We start from the raw sequence: 21,213 nt of genomic DNA, 5'->3' as shown, positions 1-21,213 counted from the left end.
TTTTGTTACACTAGGGGACAAACCAAATTGAAAATCAATAACATTTAAACAAGGGAGGAAATGCAATGGGTACTATCATTGGTGAAGGCATTACTTTCGACGACGTCCTGTTAGTTCCGGCGTATTCAAAAGTAATTCCAAATCAGGTTGATGTCACAACCTACCTGACCAAAAAAGTTAAACTGAACATTCCTATGATGAGCGCAGGAATGGATACCGTTACTGAGCACAGAATGGCGATCGCCATGGCGAGACAGGGCGGTATTGGTATTATCCACAAAAACATGTCTATCGAAGCCCAGGCAGACGAAGTCGACAAAGTAAAACGTTCCGAGAATGGTGTTATCACCGATCCCTTTTTCTTATCTCCAGAACACACATTAAAAGATGCAAATGATCTTATGGCAAAATTCCGTATTTCCGGTGTCCCCATCACAGAAGATGGCAAGCTGGTAGGAATCATTACAAACCGTGATCTTAAATTCGAAACAGATTTTACCAAAAAGATCAAAGAATGTATGACTTCTGAAGGACTGATCACCGCAAAAGAGGGAATCACTCTGGAAGAAGCAAAGAAGATTCTTGCAAAATCCCGTAAAGAAAAATTACCCATTGTAGATGATGATTTTAACTTAAAAGGCTTGATCACCATTAAGGACATTGAAAAGCAGATCAAGTATCCTCTGGCTGCAAAGGACGAACAGGGACGTCTGCTCTGCGGCGCAGCAGTAGGCATTACGGCAAACGTGCTTGCCCGTGTGGAGGCCCTGGTAAATGCAAATGTGGATGTAGTGGTAATTGATTCCGCTCACGGTCATTCAGAAAATATCTTAAAAGCTGTGCGTGAGATTAAGGCAGCTTACCCGGATCTGCAGGTTATTGCAGGAAACGTTGCAACAGGTGCAGCTACCAAGGCATTGATCGATGCAGGTGTAGATGCTGTAAAGGTAGGTATCGGACCTGGATCCATCTGTACCACCCGTGTGGTTGCAGGTATCGGTGTACCGCAGGTTACCGCTGTTATGGACTGCTATGAAGTCGCAAAGCGTTACAATATCCCGATCATTGCCGATGGCGGTATCAAATACTCCGGAGATATCACAAAGGCGATCGCAGCAGGCGCAAATGTCTGCATGATGGGAAGCATCTTTGCAGGCTGTGATGAAAGCCCGGGAACCTTTGAACTGTATCAGGGAAGAAAATATAAGGTTTACCGCGGAATGGGATCTATCGCTGCTATGGAAAACGGCAGCAAGGACCGTTACTTCCAGGAAAATGCAAAGAAGCTTGTTCCGGAAGGCGTGGAAGGCCGTGTAGCATACAAGGGACATGTAGAGGACACTGTATTCCAGCTTATGGGCGGTCTTCGTTCCGGTATGGGCTACTGCGGAGCAGAAAATATTGAGATGCTGAAGACAACCGGCAAATTCATCAAGATTTCTGCTGCATCTTTAAAAGAATCTCATCCACATGACATTCACATTACAAAAGAGGCTCCAAACTACAGCCTTGATGACAAATAATAATGACAAAAAAAACTCCCAGGCCGTCTTCTTATCCAAGGCGGCCTGATTCCGATAAAAGACAAAGCAAAAAAGGCAGAGTACGTCAGAGAAACCGCCGTGTGTTGATTGCATGTATCCTTTTTGCGCTTTTTTTCGTTTTGGCAGGTACGTTTGCGCTGCGAATGGCGGAGAACAGACGGCAAGCGGATATTATAGAAACGGTACAGCAGAACAGCGGGAGCGGGCCGGAAGAATGGATGGCACAGGGAGCACCGTACATTGACGTGCAGCTTCTGACTCCAAATGAATATTCCAGACCGCAGCTAAGTATTTCTAATGTCAGCTACATTGCGATCCACTATACTGCGAATCCCGGAGCCTCTGCGCAGAATAACCGGGATTACTTTGAAAATCTGGCGCAGACCCATGAAACAAAGGTAAGCAGTCATTTCGTGGTTGGATTGGAGGGTGAGGTGATCCAGTGCATTCCCACATCGGAGCTGTCCTATGCTACCAACGAAAGGAATGTGGATACTCTGTCCATTGAATGCTGTCATCCTGATGAGAGCGGGGCTTTTAATGACGCTACATATGAATCTGTGGTAAAGCTTGCTGCATGGCTTTGTCTCAGGTTTGGTCTGACTCAGGACAATGTGATCCGGCACTACGATGTGACGGGAAAGGAATGTCCAAAATATTATGTGGATCATCCGGAAGCGTGGGAGCAGATGAAGGCAGATATTGCAGCACAGATAGAAATGGATAAAAGCTTATAATTTAGCTGTAAATGGGAATAAATATATTTTGTATCTTGAAAATTGCAGAGAAGTATTGTACTATAATAGAGGTGCTGCATGACTGGCGGAAAGTAGGGATACCTACAGGGAGTGCAGTAATACAATTGTGCCGACCGCCTGGGCAGCCTGGAAGAAGGGCTTCCCAGGCGTTTTTTATTTCAAAGGAAAGCATTTCAGTTTGCTCTGCGTGAAAACTTGCTGAACTTTCCTTTGAAACAAAAACGCAGCTTACGCTGCGGGAATGCGCACTGCGCGCAAGAGGAAAATGGTTGCTGACGCAACCGCGCTCCGGCGCAAGTGTGCGCCAAGGCGCACACTTTTTTACTACACCTCATTTTATGAAAAGGAGAGCAGATTATGGAAATGTTATCACTGGAAAAAGAGCTGAAAGAGAATTCTTACCCGGGAAGAGGAATCATCATCGGGCGTTCCGCTGATGGAACGAAGGCGGTAACAGCTTATTTCATCATGGGCAGAAGCGTAAACAGCAGAAACCGCGTATTTGTGGAAGACGGAGAAGGTATCCGCACTCAGGCGTTTGATCCCTCCAAGCTTGTGGACCCAAGCCTGATCATTTACGCTCCGGTACGTGTACTTGGAAATAAGACGATCGTTACAAATGGTGACCAGACCGATACGATCTATGAAGGAATGGATCATCAGCTTACCTTTGAGCAGTCCCTGAGATGCCGCGAATTCGAGCCTGACGGACCAAATTATACGCCGCGTATTTCCGGTATTCTTCATTTGGAAAACGGCGGTTACAATTACGCAATGTCCATTTTAAAGAGCAACAACGGTGATCCATCCTCCTGTAACCGTTACACCTTTGCATATGAGAATGCAAAGGCAGGAGAAGGGCATTTTATCCATACTTACAAGTGCGACGGAGATCCGCTTCCAAGCTTTGAAGGAGAGCCAAAGCTGGTAGCGATTCCTGATGATATGGATGCTTTTACAGAAATGCTGTGGGAAAGCCTTAACGAGGATAACAAGGTTTCTCTGTTCGTGAGATATATTGACATTGCAACCGGAAAGTACGAGACAAAAATTGTAAATAAAAACAAATAAAGGAGGAATTTTCAATGAAGGAATTAGAATTAAAATATGGCTGCAACCCGAATCAGAAACCATCCAAAATCTATATGGCGGACGGTTCTGAGCTTCCCATCAAGGTGATCTCCGGCAGACCGGGATATATTAATTTTCTGGATGCTTTCAATGGCTGGCAGCTTGTTCGGGATCTGAAAAAAGCAACGGGCCTTCCCGCTGCAACCTCCTTTAAGCATGTTTCCCCGGCAGGTGCTGCCATCGGTCTTCCTCTTGATGAGACACTGGCAAAAATCTACTGGGTAGATGATATGGACTGGAAAAATTTTTCACCGCTTGCCTGCGCATATGCCAGAGCACGCGGTGCGGATCGTATGTCCTCTTTCGGTGATTTCATTTCTTTGTCGGATGTGTGCGACAAGGACACAGCGCTTCTTATTAAGAGAGAGGTTTCTGACGGTGTTATTGCTCCAGGTTACACAGAGGAAGCTCTGGAAATCCTGAACCAGAAGAAAAAAGGAAATTATAATGTGATCGAGATCGATCCGGATTATGTGCCTGCAGCGCTGGAGCACAAGCAGGTTTACGGCATCACCTTTGAGCAGGGAAGACAGGAGCTTGCCATTGATGATGAGCTGATCTCCAATATTGTGACTGAGAATAAAGAGCTTTCCGAGGAAGCAAAACGTGATTTGAAGGTTTCTCTTATTGTACTGAAATATACCCAGTCCAATTCTGTATGCTATGTAAAAGGCGGACAGGCGATCGGCGTTGGAGCAGGACAGCAGTCCCGTGTGCATTGTACCAGACTGGCAGGACAGAAGGCTGATAATTGGTTTTTGCGCCAGAGTCCGAAGGTTCTTAATCTGCCTTTTAAAGAGGGGATTTCACGTGCAGAACGTGACAATGCTATTGACGTGTATATCGGCGAGGAGTATATGGATGTGATTGGAGAAGGAAACTGGCAGAAGAGCTTTACCCGTCAGCCAGAGATCTTCAGCCGGGAGGAAAAGAGAGCATGGCTGGATCAGATGACAGATGTGACTCTTGGCTCCGATGCGTTCTTCCCATTCAGCGATAATATTGAACGTGCTTACAAGAGCGGCGTAAAATATATTGCGGAACCGGGCGGTTCTGTAAGGGATGAGGATGTGATCGCTACCTGCAATAAATATAATATGGTAATGGCATTTACAGGGATCCGTTTGTTCCATCACTAAAGAATTTAAATGCTCACGGGATCAGTGTCGGCTGCGGCGTTGGTTCCGTGAAATTTTTATGTCAAAAGACAGACAAAAAAAGACTCTGAGTTTTCTCAGAGTCCTAAGAGCGATAGACGGGGCTCGAACCCGCGGTCTCGACCTTGGCAAGGTCGCGCGTTACCAACTACGCCACTATCGCATTTTTGTTGTGAGGTGTTTACCTCAGCGACAAGATATATAATACATGAAAACCTATGGTTTGTCAAATACTTTTTTTAAAAAATTTGAAAATTGGAAAAAAATATAAATCTTAAAACTTTATGAAACCTTTCAGGCAAATTGCAAATAAAAACACTCTGTGCTATCATAAGTAAAAGTAGGGGAAGTAAATCAGGCTGCATATGAGGCAGCAGGAGGAGAATGACTGATGAGAAAAAAGACATTTATGATAGTAGCCATATGTGCGTCTCTACTGATTCCGGCAGAAATCCCAGCAAACGTAATGAATTATGAGGAGACGATCACGTCATACAATCAGGAAAACAAAGCACCACAGAGCTTTCAGCTTGATGACGGGGCCGGCGGCACAGTCACTGCAGTGGCCCAAAATGATACGCTGTATGTGATAGCAAAAAGCGCCATCATCCGTTCCAAGCCCGGAGACGGAGGCGAAGACCTGGGGGAGGCCCTTTTCGGCACCACGGTTCAGCGTGTGGCTGTGTGCGACAATAGCTGGAGCAAAGTGACAGTGCAAAAAGAAGATGGAGCGGAGATAAACGGATATGTTCCCAATGATCATCTCAGTGACCAAGCGGTCGTGGAGACAGTTTCAGACACCGTAACAGCAGTTCAGGACTGCGATATCCTGGATTTTCCGGGAAGAAAGGACGGTGAGGTGGTTGGTGAGGTACTGGAGGATGACGAAGTGGTGCGGACAGGCTCTATAGACGGTATTTGGAGCCGGATCGTTTATGAGGATACTTCCGGTTCCGATCAGGAGGGATATATTCCAACCAATGTTCTGGAGGGCTACAACGAAGGTTCACAGATGGCGCAGGCAGATACTTCTACCAGTGATGGAACCGTAGAGGCCGGAAGCATTCACAAAAGCTCCGGGGAAGGCATTTTTGCAGATGCTGTGGATGGAGTAACCTCCACAAACGATGGAGCGGCAGCGGTAGCAGGCGTTGTTGAAGGAACTCCGATTTCTGTTTCTTCGGACGCGGCATTAAGGCCCCTGGGCATGTTCCGGATCACTCATTACTGTCCATGCAGTATATGCTGCGGCCCCTGGGCAAACGGCATCACCTCCACAGGCGTCATTGCAGTAACAAACCGGACCATAGCGGTGGACCCAAATCAGATTCCGTATGGTTCCAAGGTTGTGATTAACGGACAGATTTATGTAGCCGAGGACTGCGGAGGTGCGATCAAGGAAAACTGTATCGATGTCTATGTCGGCAGTCATGAGGAAGGCGAAAGCAAGGGTGTGTTCTATACAGAGGTATATCTTCTGGAAGAATGACAGTTCATCGGCAATATTCTTGGAAATTAGACTAGTCAAGCATGTTTTTATAGTGTATAATAGTTTGGCAGACATTGTGATGAGACAGAAAAAGCATTTATAAATGGTTTTCCCGAAGGATGATGAGCCTGCGGGTATCAGGAGAATAAAAAGATAAAGGTGAAAACAGAGCTATGGTAAAAGTAAAAATCAACAACTGGAAATTGGAGCATTCCATGGACGAAGCCTACAAAGCACTTCGTACCAATATCCAATTCTGCGGTGCAGACAAAAAAGTAATTGCATTTACAAGCTGTACCCCCAATGAAGGAAAGAGTAATGTTACCTTCCATCTGGCAGCATCTCTGGCAGAGAGCGGAAAATCCGTACTTTTGATCGATGCGGACCTTCGTAAATCTGTGTTGATGGGACGAGTTGAGGTGGAAGAGGAGATTATTGGTCTGACTCATTATCTCTCCAAACAGGCAAAGCTTTCTGACGTTATCTGTGCTACGAACATTCCTAAATTCCATATTATTTTTTCAGGAGTAGTATCGCCAAATCCTGCAGAGCTGCTGGGCAGCCGCCTTTTTAAAGAAATGATCCGGCTTGTACGGGATGTGTATGATTATATTATTATCGACACCCCGCCTCTTGGTCGTGTAATCGACAGTGCTGTCATCGCGGACTCCTGTGACGGAACCGTGATCGTGATCGAATCCGGAAGCATCAGTTATCATTTCGTGCAGGAAGTGAAGGCACAGTTGGAAAAATCAAACTGTCCGATCATAGGTGTTGTCCTGAATAAAGTGGACAGTAAAGAATACGGACGCTATGGTAAGTACGGAAAATATGGAAAATACGGCAAATACGGCAAGTATGGAGAGTACTGATACTCCACCGGAATTTACTTGAACATGAAGATTGAACATAATATAGAAACGGGCTGAGTATAGAATGAAAGGTATTTATGATATCCATTGTCATATTGTTCCGGGAGTTGATGACGGCTCCAAGAATCTGGAAATGTCCCGCTGGATGCTCCAGAAGGAATATGACGAAGGAGTGCGGCATATCATTGCCACACCGCATTTTCGGTACGACATGTTTGAGCCGCCGCTGAATGTGGTAAAGAAACAGTTTTTGAGAGTAAGGGCGATAGCTGAGGAGATCGGCATTGAGATGTACCTTGGCTGCGAGCTTCACGCGAGCATGGATATGGCAGGCTGCTTAAAGAGCGGAGAGCGCCTTACCATGGCAGGTTCCCGGTATGTTTTGACAGAGTTCAGCACCATAGATGAAAAATCTTATATCAGAGACAGGTGTCAGGAACTGATACGCCGGGGCTATTATCCCATCATCGCGCATGTAGAGCGTTATCGTGCGGTAAAGGGAGATTTAGATTTTGTAGACGAGCTTAGAAATATGGGGGCATACATTCAGGTAAATACAGACAGCATCACCGGAAAGGACGGCTTTACAGCAAAGCATTTTTGCAAAAAGCTGATCAAGGAGGATTTGCTGGATTTTGTAGGCACGGACGGACATGACAAATCCAAACGTGTTCCGGAAATCGGCAGGTGCTGTGACCAGATAGAAAAAATGATGGGTTCCCGTTACGCAAAGAAAATTTTTATAGACAATCCAAAGAAAATTACAGGGTGATGGAGAGAAAGAATGGAAAATCAGGTTATAAACAATAGCGAGGAAATTGAAATTGATTTAGGGGAAATATTTCACCTTATCCTTAGTAAGCTTGGCATCATTATCCTTTCGGGAATTATTCTGGGTGTGGTTTCCATTATCGGGACGATGCTCCTGATTACCCCGCAGTATGAGTCCACCACTAAGATCGTGGTGCTGACCAAGCAGGACAGCAATACATTGACGAGCCAGGATATGCAGACCAGTGCACAGCTGACCAAGGACTATGCGGTTCTGATCACAAGCCGTACGGTACTGGAGGGAGCGATCGCACAGCTTAATCTGAATATGAGCTACGAACAGCTTTTGAAAAAGCTTTCCGTGGAAACAGCTACTGATACACGAATCGTTTCTATTGTTGTAAAAGATGAGGATCCATATACAGCAAGCCAGATTGCGAATGCAGTCCGCGATATGGCGGCAGAACATATCCAGGCTGTTATGGATATCCAGGCTGTTAATGTGGTAGACAGTGCAAATATACCAAGTGAGAAAGCAAGCCCGAGCTTTTCCAAGAATGGAATTATCGGTGGGCTTCTGGGCGTGATCATTGCCATGGCAGTTGTGATCATCGTTTATCTCACAAATGATACCATTAAGACAGAGGAAGATGTGGAGCGTTACCTGGCATTAAGCGTTTTGGGAAATATACCGCTTATGGCAGAAGAGACAAAATCAAAAAGACAAAAATCAAGGAAGCGCCGAAAATAAAAATGGCTGAGCCATAGAGTAAAGTTATTTACAAACTATTTAAGAAAAAGCAAGGGAGTAAGCTTGAGATGCGTAAATGGTTGGTAGTGTTCATGGCGGTAATTGCGGCAGGTCTTGTAGGTGCGATGGTGTGGCTATATACCATGGCTGACAGCAAGGGACCGGAAATCGTTGTGGAAAGCGGTAAAAATAATATATACAGCCAGGATATGACGACAGAAGAACTTTTAGAAGACGTAAAGGCGGTAGATGAAAAAGACGGAGATGTTTCCGATACCTTGAAGGTTGAGAATATTTATCCCAATAGTAACGGGGATAAGGTCACTGTTGTTTATGTGGCAAAAGACAGCAGCAACAATGTTACTAAGTTTACTTACTATATGACAACAGATGGGAAGAAGGATTCCGGAGAATCTGAGTCTGAAGGAGAAGAAAAGCAGAAAAAAGCAGATACTTCTGAGGAAAGAGATGAATCAGAAGATCTCGATATGCCGGAAGAAAGCGATGGAGAGACTGAAGACGAAGAGCAGGAGGAGTCAGAGGAGAATCTGACAGAAGAGGAAAAGGCTCAGAAGCGGGAAGAAGAAAAAATTTCCAAGCTGAATCCTCAGGATCCACGCTTTTATCTTACAACCTATTATCTGAAGATCGCAAAGGGCACATCCATTGACAGGCTGAGTTATGTGAAGGATATTGAGGATGATACGGATGCTACCAATGAGCTTTACCGTAAGATTCAGATTACTGGCAATGTAGACGTAAACACACCGGGAACCTATGAACTTACATATTATGTAGTGGACTCTGCGGGAAATTCTTCTAACGGAGCAGTGTTGACGGTTGTGGTTGAATAAACCGGAGGAAAAGAAAGATGTTTGACACTCACAGAAAAATTCTGAATTGGGCGGCAGCAGTATTTTTGGTCGGAGCAGTATGCTTCGGCCATTTCTCCATTGGGGAGGTTCAGGCTGCTGAAGCCAGCTCTGAGACAGAGGAGCAACAGAAGGCGGACACGGAAATCATGGAGGATGAGGATATTATCAATATCCTTCTGATCGGCCAGGACAGACGGGAAGGCGAAGACAGGCAGCGTTCGGATACCATGATTCTTGCCACAATGAACAAAAAGGATAAATGTATCAGCCTTACCTCTTTTATGAGGGACTTATATGTGCAGATACCCGGTTACCAGGATAATCGCATTAATGCCGCTTATTCTTTTGGCGGAATGGAATTGTTGGATGAAACCATAGAAACAAATTTCGGAATTCATATTGACGGAAATGTGGAGGTGGATTTCGAGGTTTTTCAGACACTGGTAGATAAAGTGGGAGGAATTGATCTGGAGCTGACGCAGGCGGAGGCAGATTACATCTGCGGACGTGATCAGAGCGTGTTATATCCTCAGCCATTTAACAGTGAATGGGATCTGCAGGAAGGAGTCAATCACTTAAATGGAGAGCAGGCGCTGATCCATGCCAGAAACCGCTCCATAGGAAATTCAGATTACCGCCGTACGGAACGTCAGAGGGATGTGGTCATGGCGGCATTCGACAAACTGAAGGATGCAGGAATCATCACGCTGGGAAGTCTGATAAAGGATGTCCTTCCTATGGTGACGACTGATATTTCATTGGATGAAATGCTGGGGTATGCGATCGATGTTCTGGGAATCGGGGCTGATGATCTGCAGTCTTACCGTATTCCTATAGATGGGGCCTATAGTTCCGCAAAAATCCGCGGAATGCAGGTTCTGGTTCCGGATTTGGGAAAAAACCGGGAATATCTTCGGGAAATTTTGTATGGGACAGTGGAGAATGACCATCAGGAAGAGAATGAATCATGATTCAGAGTATTGACACTTCGGTTTTACTGTTTATTCAGGAGTACATCCGAAATGAAGCATTTCACGGCTTCTGGAGGGGCATAACCTTTTTGGGAGAGGTGGGCTGGTTCTGGGTGGCGCTGGCACTGGTGCTGATGATTCCCAGGCAGACAAGACGGGTTGGCTTTACCGCTCTTTTGGCTGTGGGAATCGGGGCGCTTATGACAAATGTTTGTCTGAAAAATCTTTTTGCCAGGCCAAGACCATACGATGCCTGTGCAGCTATTATACCGCTGGTGGAGAAATTGTCGGACTATTCCTTTCCGTCAGGGCATACCTGTGCATCTTTTGCCAGCGCCTTTATTTATTGGCGGATGCTGCCGAAAAAGTTCGGAATAGCGGCGATGATATTAGCTGTATTGATTACTTTTTCCAGATTGTATCTGGGGGTGCATTATCCTACAGATGTGCTGGGAGGATTTTTCGTGGGACTGGCGGCAAGCATTCTGGCGTTTGCCCTTGTGAACCGGTATTGGAAAACAAAAGAAAAGATATGAGAAAAAGGGTTACTGTTCACTCCGTTCACAGCAACACGCTCCGCGGGATATCCCGAGTGAACAGTAACGAAAAAGGTACTGGAAAATCATAGTAGGTTTCCAGTACCTTTTTTATTAGCACGAATGTGTGTCTGGATGTAACTTCCTATTGAAAACGAACGAATGTTCTGATATAATGTGTGAAACAAGGAGGAACAAACGTTTGGAAAAACTGATATTTCATGTGGATGTAAACAGCGCCTTCTTGTCGTGGGAGGCGGCATACAGACTTTATCACCTGGGCGGGACGCTGGATCTTCGTACTATTCCATCTGCTATCAGCGGCAATATTGCTATGCGTCATGGAATTATTCTGGCAAAAAGCCTGCCAGCGAAGAAGTACGGGATTTATACAGGGATGAGTGTGGTGGAAGCGCTGGAAAGATGTCCGGAGCTTATGACAGCACCGCCTAATTATTCGCTTTATGAGAAATGTTCCCACGCATTTTTGGATATACTAAGGGAATATACACCGGATGTAGAGATTTATTCTATTGACGAGGCATTTATGGATATGACAGAAACCGTCCATCTATTCGGCACTCCCAGGGAGACAGCCTGTGCCATAAAGGACCGCATACGGGAGGAGCTGGGTTTTACAGTGAATATCGGAATTTCTGTGAATAAGCTTCTGGCAAAGATGGCAGGAGAGCTAAAAAAACCGGATTTGGTCCACACCATATTTCCAGGGGAAATTGCGGAAAAAATGTGGCCATTGCCAGTGGAAGAGCTGTTTTTTGCCGGCAGAGCTACCACGAAGAAGCTTCATGCCATGGGAATCTACACGATAGGAGAGCTGGCGAAGGCTGACAGGGAACTTCTGAGATGCCATTTGAAACAGCAGGGGGAAACTGTCTGGAACTTTGCAAATGGGATTGATTTTTCCGAAGTAATAGCGGAAGCTCCGCCGCAGAAAGGATATGGCAATTCGACCACCACACCTTTTGACGTTGAGGACGCTGGCACAGCAAGATTGGTTCTTTTAGCACTGGCGGAAACTGTGGCATCCAGACTTCGTGAGAATCAGGCGGAGGCAGAGATTATTTCCGTGGGAGTCAAAAGCTCTGCGCTAAAATATGCGAGCCATCAGATGATACTGACAAATCCTACTAATATTACGTGGGAGATTTATCAGTATGCCTGTGAACTTTTGGATCAGCTTTGGGATAAAGAGACACCGATCCGTCAAATGGGTATCCATACCAGCAGACTGAGCCAGGAAACAGGAAATCGCCAGTTGGATCTGTTTGATAACACGGACTATATAAAATTGGAAAAGCTGGACAGAACCATAGATACCATTCGCAGACGATATGGAATTGATGCAGTGAAAAGGGCTGTTTTTATCAGTGATACAGCACGGGGGCATCCGGGAGCCAGGGCACTGGATCATATGGAGGGAGGAATTTCCAGGGAGAAGCGGGTAGTAGATTATTCGAGACTGGTGATTCAGTAAGTTTGTTTAGTTGATGTGACAGGAATGGAGGTGCTAAGTATGGGAATGGGTATCGGGATTAACTCTCAGAAGCCTGATGAGGGACAGGTAAGGGGCAGACAGAGCAGCGTGGCATGTTATGTCTGGTTTACCAGCCGGGGAGAGGTCATGCCCAAAATGATAAAATTTTGCGATGAAGATGGCGAAATTCATACAATTTCCCATGTGCATGTAATTTCCAGCGAGCAGAAAAATTATTGCGGCATTCCCACATTGGAGTTTTGTTGCAACGCTGAGATTTCAGCAGTGAGATATGAATTTCTGCTTTTATACTACACAGAACGGCAGGAGTGGAAGCTTGTGTGGAGAGCATGAAAGTACGGAGTAAAAGGCTATTTTTACGCGGATTTTACAGATGTGAGATTGTGAGGGGGCTTTTTTCATGCTATAATGTAGCTATTTAGTGATGTAAGCTGGAAGAGCAGCATGGACTGCGGCGGTACGGCACAAGCGAAAGTGATAGTCGGGTGAAAATATGGATAATAAAGAAAATACAAAATCAGAAATAATTGAAAAAATCAGAAAGGATATGCGGAAAGACCAGTATCTTTTACAATGTCAGTATGCGATCAGCATTGTGGAGGCAAAGGCGAAGATCATTGATGAGCAGCTATCCTTGAAGTACCAGAGGGAAAGCGTGAGAAGCATTACAGGAAGGATAAAATCGCCGGAGAGCATTTACGCCAAACTGATGCGGAAGGAGCTGGATACGGATTTAAAAACCGCACAGAAAACTCTGAATGACCTGATCGGAGTGCGTATCGTTTGTCTTTTTCTGGATGATGTGTACGAGATTGCAGATATTCTGAAAAAACAGAAGGATATCCAGGTAATTAAGGAAAAAGACTATATTTCAAAGCCAAAGAAAAACGGTTATATGAGCCTGCATCTGATTGTGGATATTCCTATTTATTATGATGAAAATTCCCAGACAAAGAGAGTGGAAATCCAGATTCGCACGATTGCCATGGATTTCTGGTCTGTGCTTGAATACCAGCTTATGTATAAAAAGAACGTGTCCGGTGCCGAAAAAGCCAGCAAAGAGCTGAAAAATTATTCAGAAGAGATTGCAGCGCTGGATCAGAAGATGATGAAGCTGAGGAATCGGATCGACGAAATTTAGCCAGCAATTGAGGAGCGGGAGAGGTTATGGAAGAAAAGAAAATTGCAGGATGCACCAGTGCTAAAAAGTGCGGCGGCTGCCAGTATCAGGGTGTTGCTTACCAGGAACAGCTAAAAAAGAAACAGAGACAAGTCCAGGGACTTTTAAATAAATTCGGCAAGGTCAACCCTGTTATAGGGATGGAGAATCCCTATTATTACCGCAATAAAGTACATGCAGTATTTGACCGGGACAGAAAGGGAAATATTATTTCCGGTATTTACGAGGCGAATTCCCATAGGGTGGTTCCTATTGAGAAATGCCTGATAGAAGATGAAAAAAGTCAGGAGATCATCCGAACGATTCGGGGAATGCTGAGGTCCTTCAAGATTAAGACATACGATGAGGACAGTGGATACGGGCTTTTGCGTCATGTGTTGGTGAGAAGAGGATTTGAAAGCGGAGAAGTGATGGTGGTTCTGGTAACAGCTTCTCCGATTTTTCCGTCAAAAAATAATTTTGTCAAGGCGCTTCGAAAGGCGCACCCGGAAATTACCACAGTTGTGCTTAATATCAATGATAAGAAAACCAGCATGGTACTGGGAGAACGGGAAATCGTGCTTTATGGCAAGGGCTTCATCCGCGATACCCTTTGCGGCTGTACCTTCCGGATATCTCCCAAGTCTTTCTATCAGGTGAACCCAATCCAGACAGAGGTCCTCTATGGAAAAGCAGTCGAATATGCAGGGCTTACTGGAAAAGAACGTGTGATTGACGCCTACTGCGGCATCGGTACGATCGGCCTGATCGCCGCTGCCCATGCAAAAGAGGTTATTGGAGTGGAGCTGAATAAAGATGCTGTCCGTGACGCAAAGATTAACGCAAGAGAAAATAAAATTTCCAATGTCCGGTTCCTCCAGGGAGACGCCGGGGAATTTATGACAGCACTGGCTTCTGCAGGTGAAAAAACAGACGTAGTATTCATGGACCCGCCTCGCGCCGGAAGTGATGAAAAATTTTTGTCCTCCCTTCTGAAACTAAATCCGCAAAAAGTAGTCTACATTTCCTGCAATCCCGAAACCCTGGCACGGGATCTGGCATTCCTTACCAAAAAGGATTACATAGTCAAAAGAATACAGCCGGTTGATATGTTTTGTTTCACAAATCATGTGGAGACTGTGGTGGGACTACAAAGGAAAGATACCTAGAAGTCCTTGAATTTACGCACTTTGTAGAGTTTTTCAGTTTCAACAAAATCGGTGAAAATCACAAGGAAAAGATACTTGTGAAGAGAGTAACCGTAGTTGTTGCCTTAGACCTCGGTACAGGGAACACAAAAAATCCTGAATATGAAAGTGAATAGTGGACTATCAGATAGTTGATAGATTATAGGGATACTTGAAGTAAAAGTGTCCCTATTTTTTATATAGGGCATTCCATAGTGGAGTGCCTTTTTCAATACAAATAACAGGAGGAAAGAAACGTGAAAAACAGTACAGCGTTAGGTGCAAACAGCGGGAAATCTACTCGCACAATAACTTTTAAGAACGAAGCACACAAGAAATTTTACATGGAATATCTGCCGAAGTGCAGATATCAGGATGTGTATCACAAGGCATTGGTATATTGTCTCGGATTAAATTCAGACACAAGAGATCATGTGGACAGAATTTATGATTTTAAAGAAGGATATGTTAAGCCGGAATGTCTGTATGAAGGCTGGCAGACCAGCGGCAGTATGAAAGTGGTCCGGATGGCGTATAACCTTTACTGCAATGGAACGCCCAGTGTTTTGGATATCGAAGATGCAGAAAGAAAACTGGAAGAATGCAGTTGTTATACCGTGGAAGAACTTTTTTGCTGCGGCTATGCAAGATATTTTTGGGAGGCAATTAAAATCCGTTATCCGGAATACTGCTTCTATCAGGATTGGGAGGATATGTATGCTGAAAATTAGGCTTCAAGGAACAACAAATGATATTAAATGGTTCAAAAAAATCCTTGAAAGGGATAAACGAATTAACGTGTTGGATGTTTCCGAGCCGTATGCCAATAAAGGGACAAAAAAGTATTTTCGTGTGTATGCAGAAGTAGAAAAGAACAGACAGTGAGTCAGGAGGATAAAGTTATGTGCAGAGTGATAGCGGTGTCTAACCAGAAAGGTGGAGTCGGAAAGACCACCACAAGCATCAATTTAGGTGTTGGACTGGCCAGAATGGGACAGAGAGTGTTGTTGGTTGACTCTGATCCGCAGGGGCATCTTACCCTCGGGTTGGGGTTCCCGAAAAATATCCGGGTGACATTGAAGAACATGATGGAAAACATCATCATGGGGATAGAGTTTGACCCGAAAGAAGCAGTTTTACATCATAAAGAAGGCGTGGACGTGGTTCCGTCCAATAAACTGCTTACAGGTATGGACATGTCTTTGATTACAGTGGATGACCGGGAAAAGGTTCTGAAAGAATATCTGGAAATGATGACAGACGATTACGATTTTATCATTATCGACTGTATGCCATCTTTGGGTATGCTGACGATCAATGCCATGAGTGCTGCCAACAGTGTACTGATACCAGTTCAGCCACAGTATTATGCTGCGGATGGATTGACGGAACTGCTGAAAGTAGTGAAAGGAACAAAAAAGCGTTTTAATCCGGAAATTGAGGTGGAAGGTATCCTGTTTACGATGGATAGCGCTCGGTATAACAATTCCAAACGTAATAAGAAAGCCGTCAAAGCGGCGTATGGAAAGGAAATGAGGGTATTTGAAAACTCCATCCCCCGTTCAGAAGCGATAGCGGAGATTGCCTCGGAAGGGATCAGTATTTTTGAGTATGACAGCCGGAGCAAAGGTGCAAAAAGCTATGAAATGCTGGCGCAGGAGGTGTTGAACCGTGCGTAGACCACAGAAGGATATTCAGTTAACCACTTATGACGATCTGCTTGGCATCAGTGAAATAGATGATACTGACATGGACAAAGTAATTGAAGTCCCGTTGGCGGAATTGTTCCCATTTAAAAACCATCCATTTCATGTCCTGGATGATGAGAAGATGGATGAAACTGTAGAGAGTATCCGGAGTTACGGTGTACTTAATCCGGCACTGGTAAGACCAAGAGCCGAGGGCGGTTACGAACTGGTTGCTGGCCATAGACGAAAAAGAGCCTGTGAGCTGGCTGGCAGAGATACCATGCCGGTGATTGTCCGGAACTATTCAGATGATGAAGCCGTGGTGATCATGGTAGATTCCAACATCCAGAGAGATAACATACTGCCAAGTGAAAAAGCCTTTGCTTATAAGATGAAACTGGAGGCTTTGAAACATCAGGGAGTGAAATCTGAAACCGGGAGCGATGCCGAGACAGCCGATCTGGTAGGAAAGGAAGCCGGGGACAGCGGAAGAAAGGTACAGAGGTATATCAGGCTGACGGAACTTCTTCCGGAATTGCTGGAATTGGTAGACAGAGGAAAGATTAAAGTTTCTCCAGCGGTCTCTCTTTCTTATCTTTCAAAAGAAGAACAGGAATGGGTACTGCAGTGCGTTGTCGGGAGAGCAGCATCTGTAAGCGGAACAATGGCAGATCAACTGAAAAAGCACAGTGAAGAGGGAAAACTGACGGAGCTTGCTGTGGAACTGATCTTGTGCGAAGAAAAGAAAGAAACGGGAAAAGTAACGCTGCCGGGTAAAGTGAAGCAGTATTTTCCGAAAGATTACAGTAACCAACAGATAGAACAGGTCATTTTTGAATTGCTTGAGAACTGGAAAAACAGCCAGTAAGAAATGGGAAGGAGGGAAAGCAAAATGGCAAAACACGATGTTGAATTTGATTATTTCCATGGTTATGAGTCGGAGCAGTTTGCTTTTTACCGTATTCCCAAAGTATTGTTCACAGATGACTATTTCAAGGATCTGTCCAGCGATGCAAAAGTGCTTTATGGTCTGATGCTGGACAGAATGTCCTTGTCCATCAAAAACAACTGGATTGACGAGGAGGACAGGGTGTATATCATCTTTACTCTGGAGCAGGTCATGCAGTACATGAATTGTGGAAGAGATAAAGGAATGAAAACACTTGCTGAACTGGATACCAAAAAAGGAATTGGATTGATTGAACGTGTGAAGCAGGGATTTGGCAAACCGGATGTTATTTATGTAAAAAGTTTCCTGATAAAAGAAAACGCAGCATCGGAGCAGGAAGCAGAAGATACAAAGTCACTTGAAAGCAGTAAACAGATGGACCAGGTCGGAAATAACGACCTATCATGGTCGGAAAAACCGACTTCTCGTGGTCGGAAAAACCGACTTCTCGAGGTCGATAAAACCGACTTCTTGAGGTCGGAAAAACCGACTTATCGTAGTCGGGAAAGCCGACTTGCCGAGGTCGGCAAATCAGACTCTAATTATACTAATATTAACAAGAATAATAAGAGTAATACTGATCTTATCAATCCATCAGTGGAAGTGCAGGGCAACAGGACAGAAGATAGGATGGATGCGATGGATGTCATACAGGCATACACCGATATTGTGAAAACCAATATTGATTATGACATTTTAATCCAGGGATGCAGGACTGGTGACCGCGAGTACATAGACGAGATCGTAGAGCTTCTGGTTGAGACTATTAGCATTGACCGGGAGACCGTTATGATCAGCGGGGCTGAATATCCGTATCAGTTTGTAAAAAATAAGCTTCTGAAGGTAAATTATTCCCATGTCCAGTATGTGCTTGAATGCCTGCATGATACGACAACAAAGGTCCGGAATGTAAAAGCGTATTTGTTGACCTGCCTGTTCAATGCCCCAAGCACGATTGGAAATTACTACAGGGCAGAAGTCAACCATGATATGTATGGAGGAGGTTGGAGCAATGGTTAAGGAAATTTGGAAAAAAGTAATATGGCCGGTGATGGCAGTCCTTTTTCTGGCAATGGTTTTCCGGCCACTGTGTATGGCAGAGGGCTGCATTGATTACTGGAAACTGCTGTTCCTGATGGGAATACCGTTTGGGGTACAGAAGATGTTTGTCTGGTTGATACCAAGCGGTTACGGCATTGGTGAAACAGTTGGGATATTTGCATTGAATCTGCTGGTCGGTGGTGCTATCGGTAGTTTCATACTGGTATGGCGTTTGCTGGAAGCGGTTTTTACACTGGCAAAGGGACTTGTTTCGGGAGTTACACGAATGACTGGTGTGTGTCGATAATTGAATGAAACGGAGGTCTGAGATGGACAGAAAATTGATGGAGCAGATGTTTTATGAAGGTGTCATGCCAAGAGAGCAGTGCTGTCCCCGAAAGAAAGAATACCATGATACCATGAAATTATGCAATACCTTGGAAGTGGAGCTTGCCAGCCGTCTATCCCCGGAACTGGCACAGATGTTTCAGGATTACAAAGACTATTCAGCACAGCTTACTGCCATGGAAAACGGGGAGCATTTTATGCAGGGAATGGCAATGGGGATACGCCTGACAGCGGAGGCATTTACACTGGAAGATAATAAAACAGAATAACCCATGAAGGAGAAGCAGCCGGTTTATTGATCTGGTTGCTTTTTCTCTGCCTATGAGGACATGGAGCAAGGAGAATGAAGATGGAGATTGTGTTGTTAGGTGTGATTATTGTCACATTCTTGTTTTTTGTATTTCTGGTATGCTGTTTTGTTCTGTCAGCAAAAGAACTGGAAGAGGAAATAGGGAATCTTGGATATGAAGAAAAAGAGAGGAATTGAGCAGATGGATGTAGCAGAAAAAATTAGATATTTTCGTCAACAAAAAGGGTTGTCGCAGGAACAGCTTGGGAAAAGAGCAGGCATTCACGAAAACACCATCCGGAAGTATGAACTGGGTATAAGAAAACCAAAGCTTGACCAGTTAAAGAAGATAGCCGGTGGGCTTGGGGTCAGTGTAATAGAATTTATAGATATTGAGATTGAGAATGAAGCGGATCTGATTGCAGTGTTGAAAAAAATTAGTCCGTTTTTTAAATGGGAAAACATCGGAAGAATATTGGAACAGGGGGAACAGAGATGATTGTAGTTTATTTTCTGGCAGCGCAGGTAGTTATGGCATTGTTTTTTTATCCATTGTTGGTTGTCGGTAAAAGGGCAGATGAAGAAATGGGGATTTTATTTGAACGTAGATTTCAGGAGAATGAGAAGAAAGAATTGGAGGATAAGATGGAGTCACAGAGAGATGTATTAAGAACGATTGAGAAAGAGATCAGCAAGGGAAGCGCACCGGTACATTTTGAAGGAATGGAATTTGGAAAAGACAGTTACCATCTGGTTGACAGTCAGGCAAAAATGAACCAGCTTCTTGATTATTTTTTCCGTGTTGGGGAGTATGGAGGTATTGCTGGTAAGCTATTGAAAAGCAATGTTTATATGGATGCTGCAGGGAAACAGCCGACTTTCCGGACAGCAAAATCAGAGTTTGACAGAAAGCGGATGGAAATGGCGGCAAAGCAGTGGATTAAGAAAAAACAGCCATCTTTTGACGGGGATGTGTATGTAGAAAATGTGAAGTGTGTCCTGAGTCTGACAGAGGAAGAAAAGGAAAAGAGAAAATGCAGGGTAAATGGAGAAGAAACTGCGGTGCTGATCTTTAGCAGGAAGCATCTGACATCATTGTATTTGCAGTGTTTGATGTACCGGAAGGAATTGGCATTGCAAAAAGGTAGTCTGGAAGATGTGTCGGAGATCTGTAACCGGATTTATCGGTTGGAAGATGTGGATGTAATGTTTCAGTGTATGATGATGGATATGGCAAGGTGGGAAGAGGATAAATTGTACATTCAGTTTTCAACGGTGTTTCTTTTGTAATGATTATTATACAATTAACTCCATGCTTTTATACATTGTAAAAATAGTGTATACTGTTTATATTAGCGATAGGGGCTAATTGGGTGTTTGTAGTACTAAAAATATAGGAAATGAAAAACGAAGGTGTGATGAGTTGCTTAATATTTTATTTTGGAATCTAAAAAGAAACGCAATAGAAGATTATATTATTGATTGTATAGTTGAAAACAATGTTGATATTGCTGTTTTCTCAGAATTTAACGGAATAAATTTTATTAACATAGAAAAGAATTTAGGGAAGATGTATGGTCGTATTTTGGCAGCACAAGACGATAGAAAAGTGACGTTGATAGCAAAAAACACCTTTTCTGTTACGATTTTACAGCAACAAAATAGGTATAGTATATACAATGTAAAAACAGCGGTGAAAGACTATCTTTTGGCAGCGGTTCATCTGGAAGACAGGAGAAATTATAAATCTGCGGAAAGGATAGATACAATAAAAAGATTGGTAGCAGATATTGAGCAAACGGAAGAATTGCTAAAATGCAACAATACAATAGTCATTGGTGATCTCAATGCCAATCCATATGATGAAGAATTATTAAGTAAATATGCATTTAATGCGGTTTTATTTAAAACAATTATAGATAAGAGTGAGCTAACAAATCCTAATAGTTCAAAGCGAAAGCGATTTTATAATCCTATTTTACATTATATATCAGAAGATACAGAGATGTATGGTAGCTTTTATCATGAAAAAGATTATATGACCTCATATTGGCATTGCTTGGATCAAGTGTTGGTTAGAAAAAGTTTGGTAAACAGTGTAAATTGTTAGCGATTTCATGAGCTGTCGCTGATGTGATTTCATCGCTTGTCAACAGGTTGCTCAGTTTTCTGTCTTTATTT

The 21,213-nt window shown here is 44.0% G+C and carries 26 protein-coding genes, 1 tRNA gene and 1 riboswitch; of the genes, 26 read left to right on the top strand and 1 reads right to left on the bottom strand.

What is annotated here, in order from left to right; translation table 11 throughout:
* The first annotated feature begins 65 nt into the window (after positions 1–65).
* The 4 genes from guaB (at position 66) to ACESZH_RS16780 (ending at position 4,572) form a co-directional block, all read left to right on the top strand.
* Positions 66–1,523 (top strand): IMP dehydrogenase, encoded by a 1,458-nt coding sequence (guaB, locus tag ACESZH_RS16795; protein ID WP_373217819.1) that lies wholly within the window; start codon positions 66–68, stop codon positions 1,521–1,523.
* A 2-nt stretch (positions 1,524–1,525) separates the two neighbouring features.
* Positions 1,526–2,281 carry an N-acetylmuramoyl-L-alanine amidase family protein gene (locus ACESZH_RS16790; RefSeq protein WP_373217817.1) on the top strand — a complete coding sequence of 252 codons (756 nt, stop codon included), beginning with the start codon at positions 1,526–1,528 and terminating at the stop codon, positions 2,279–2,281.
* A gap of 68 nt (positions 2,282–2,349) precedes the next feature.
* Positions 2,350–2,432, top strand: a riboswitch (ZMP/ZTP riboswitch).
* Between the two features lie 227 nt (positions 2,433–2,659).
* Entirely contained in the window at positions 2,660–3,373 is a 714-nt protein-coding gene (locus ACESZH_RS16785; RefSeq protein WP_373217815.1) for an IMP cyclohydrolase, read from the top strand.
* 14 nt (positions 3,374–3,387) lie between these two features.
* Positions 3,388–4,572: a phosphoribosylaminoimidazolecarboxamide formyltransferase gene (locus ACESZH_RS16780; protein ID WP_373217813.1), complete on the top strand. Its 1,185-nt coding sequence runs from the start codon at positions 3,388–3,390 to the stop codon at positions 4,570–4,572.
* Positions 4,573–4,680: 108 nt separating this feature from the next.
* On the opposite strand, the gene ACESZH_RS16775 is transcribed toward ACESZH_RS16780, so the two are convergent.
* Positions 4,681–4,753, bottom strand: a tRNA-Gly gene (locus ACESZH_RS16775).
* Between the two features lie 228 nt (positions 4,754–4,981).
* Between ACESZH_RS16775 and ACESZH_RS16770 the strand changes: the two genes are divergently transcribed.
* From ACESZH_RS16770 to ACESZH_RS16665, 22 genes are all read left to right on the top strand, one after another.
* On the top strand, positions 4,982–6,079 hold the full coding sequence (locus tag ACESZH_RS16770; protein ID WP_373217812.1) for a 3D domain-containing protein: 1,098 nt from the start codon (positions 4,982–4,984) through the stop codon (positions 6,077–6,079).
* 173 nt (positions 6,080–6,252) lie between these two features.
* Complete coding sequence (locus ACESZH_RS16765; RefSeq protein WP_373217810.1) at positions 6,253–6,951, top strand: polysaccharide biosynthesis tyrosine autokinase; 699 nt, start codon at positions 6,253–6,255, stop codon at positions 6,949–6,951.
* A gap of 64 nt (positions 6,952–7,015) precedes the next feature.
* Positions 7,016–7,723, top strand: a complete 708-nt coding sequence (locus ACESZH_RS16760; RefSeq protein WP_373217809.1) for a CpsB/CapC family capsule biosynthesis tyrosine phosphatase — start codon at positions 7,016–7,018, stop codon at positions 7,721–7,723.
* A 12-nt stretch (positions 7,724–7,735) separates the two neighbouring features.
* The gene (locus ACESZH_RS16755) at positions 7,736–8,473 is read left to right on the top strand and encodes a YveK family protein (RefSeq protein WP_373217808.1); all 738 of its coding nucleotides are present in this window, start codon (positions 7,736–7,738) and stop codon (positions 8,471–8,473) included.
* 68 nt (positions 8,474–8,541) lie between these two features.
* Positions 8,542–9,327: an immunoglobulin-like domain-containing protein gene (locus tag ACESZH_RS16750; protein WP_373217807.1), complete on the top strand. Its 786-nt coding sequence runs from the start codon at positions 8,542–8,544 to the stop codon at positions 9,325–9,327.
* Between the two features lie 17 nt (positions 9,328–9,344).
* Positions 9,345–10,319, top strand: coding sequence for an LCP family protein (locus ACESZH_RS16745; protein ID WP_373217805.1), 975 nt, complete (start codon positions 9,345–9,347; stop codon positions 10,317–10,319).
* Positions 10,316–10,855, top strand: coding sequence for a phosphatase PAP2 family protein (locus tag ACESZH_RS16740; RefSeq protein ID WP_373217803.1), 540 nt, complete (start codon positions 10,316–10,318; stop codon positions 10,853–10,855). The genes ACESZH_RS16745 and ACESZH_RS16740 overlap by 4 nt, the downstream gene beginning before the upstream one ends.
* A 202-nt stretch (positions 10,856–11,057) precedes the next feature.
* Positions 11,058–12,350, top strand: a complete 1,293-nt coding sequence (locus ACESZH_RS16735) for a DNA polymerase IV (protein ID WP_373217801.1) — start codon at positions 11,058–11,060, stop codon at positions 12,348–12,350.
* Between the two features lie 39 nt (positions 12,351–12,389).
* Positions 12,390–12,704, top strand: coding sequence for a hypothetical protein (locus tag ACESZH_RS16730; protein ID WP_373217800.1), 315 nt, complete (start codon positions 12,390–12,392; stop codon positions 12,702–12,704).
* A gap of 160 nt (positions 12,705–12,864) precedes the next feature.
* On the top strand, positions 12,865–13,512 hold the full coding sequence (locus ACESZH_RS16725) for a GTP pyrophosphokinase family protein (RefSeq protein ID WP_373217799.1): 648 nt from the start codon (positions 12,865–12,867) through the stop codon (positions 13,510–13,512).
* A 26-nt stretch (positions 13,513–13,538) separates the two neighbouring features.
* Complete coding sequence (gene rlmD, locus ACESZH_RS16720; protein WP_373217798.1) at positions 13,539–14,699, top strand: 23S rRNA (uracil(1939)-C(5))-methyltransferase RlmD; 1,161 nt, start codon at positions 13,539–13,541, stop codon at positions 14,697–14,699.
* 275 nt (positions 14,700–14,974) lie between these two features.
* The gene (locus ACESZH_RS16715) at positions 14,975–15,448 is read left to right on the top strand and encodes a DUF6075 family protein (RefSeq protein ID WP_373217797.1); all 474 of its coding nucleotides are present in this window, start codon (positions 14,975–14,977) and stop codon (positions 15,446–15,448) included.
* On the top strand, positions 15,435–15,602 hold the full coding sequence (locus ACESZH_RS16710) for a hypothetical protein (RefSeq protein ID WP_196801905.1): 168 nt from the start codon (positions 15,435–15,437) through the stop codon (positions 15,600–15,602). The genes ACESZH_RS16715 and ACESZH_RS16710 overlap by 14 nt, the downstream gene beginning before the upstream one ends.
* Positions 15,603–15,619: 17 nt before the next feature.
* A complete protein-coding gene (locus tag ACESZH_RS16705) occupies positions 15,620–16,396 on the top strand; it encodes a ParA family protein (RefSeq protein ID WP_373217796.1) in 777 nt (258 codons plus the stop codon).
* Positions 16,389–17,273 (top strand): ParB/RepB/Spo0J family partition protein, encoded by an 885-nt coding sequence (locus ACESZH_RS16700; protein ID WP_373217795.1) that lies wholly within the window; start codon positions 16,389–16,391, stop codon positions 17,271–17,273. Before ACESZH_RS16705 ends, ACESZH_RS16700 begins: the two co-directional genes overlap by 8 nt.
* A gap of 24 nt (positions 17,274–17,297) precedes the next feature.
* The gene (locus tag ACESZH_RS16695; protein ID WP_373217794.1) at positions 17,298–18,374 is read left to right on the top strand and encodes a DUF6017 domain-containing protein; all 1,077 of its coding nucleotides are present in this window, start codon (positions 17,298–17,300) and stop codon (positions 18,372–18,374) included.
* The gene (locus tag ACESZH_RS16690; protein WP_373217793.1) at positions 18,367–18,702 is read left to right on the top strand and encodes a DUF6050 family protein; all 336 of its coding nucleotides are present in this window, start codon (positions 18,367–18,369) and stop codon (positions 18,700–18,702) included. Before ACESZH_RS16695 ends, ACESZH_RS16690 begins: the two co-directional genes overlap by 8 nt.
* Before the next feature lie 22 nt (positions 18,703–18,724).
* The gene (locus ACESZH_RS16685; RefSeq protein ID WP_373217791.1) at positions 18,725–19,012 is read left to right on the top strand and encodes a DUF6809 family protein; all 288 of its coding nucleotides are present in this window, start codon (positions 18,725–18,727) and stop codon (positions 19,010–19,012) included.
* 80 nt (positions 19,013–19,092) lie between these two features.
* A complete protein-coding gene (locus ACESZH_RS16680) occupies positions 19,093–19,230 on the top strand; it encodes a hypothetical protein (RefSeq protein ID WP_279199101.1) in 138 nt (45 codons plus the stop codon).
* Positions 19,208–19,531, top strand: coding sequence for a helix-turn-helix domain-containing protein (locus ACESZH_RS16675; RefSeq protein ID WP_373217790.1), 324 nt, complete (start codon positions 19,208–19,210; stop codon positions 19,529–19,531). The genes ACESZH_RS16680 and ACESZH_RS16675 overlap by 23 nt, the downstream gene beginning before the upstream one ends.
* Positions 19,528–20,322, top strand: coding sequence for a hypothetical protein (locus ACESZH_RS16670; protein WP_373217789.1), 795 nt, complete (start codon positions 19,528–19,530; stop codon positions 20,320–20,322). The genes ACESZH_RS16675 and ACESZH_RS16670 overlap by 4 nt, the downstream gene beginning before the upstream one ends.
* Before the next feature lie 79 nt (positions 20,323–20,401).
* On the top strand, positions 20,402–21,142 hold the full coding sequence (locus ACESZH_RS16665; protein WP_373217787.1) for a hypothetical protein: 741 nt from the start codon (positions 20,402–20,404) through the stop codon (positions 21,140–21,142).
* Positions 21,143–21,213: the final 71 nt, after the last annotated feature.

It is taken from the genome of Ruminococcus sp. 5_1_39BFAA (assembly GCF_964240875.1).
Taxonomy (GTDB): domain Bacteria; phylum Bacillota; class Clostridia; order Lachnospirales; family Lachnospiraceae; genus Blautia_A.
This window is presented reverse-complemented; position numbering and strand designations above follow the sequence as displayed.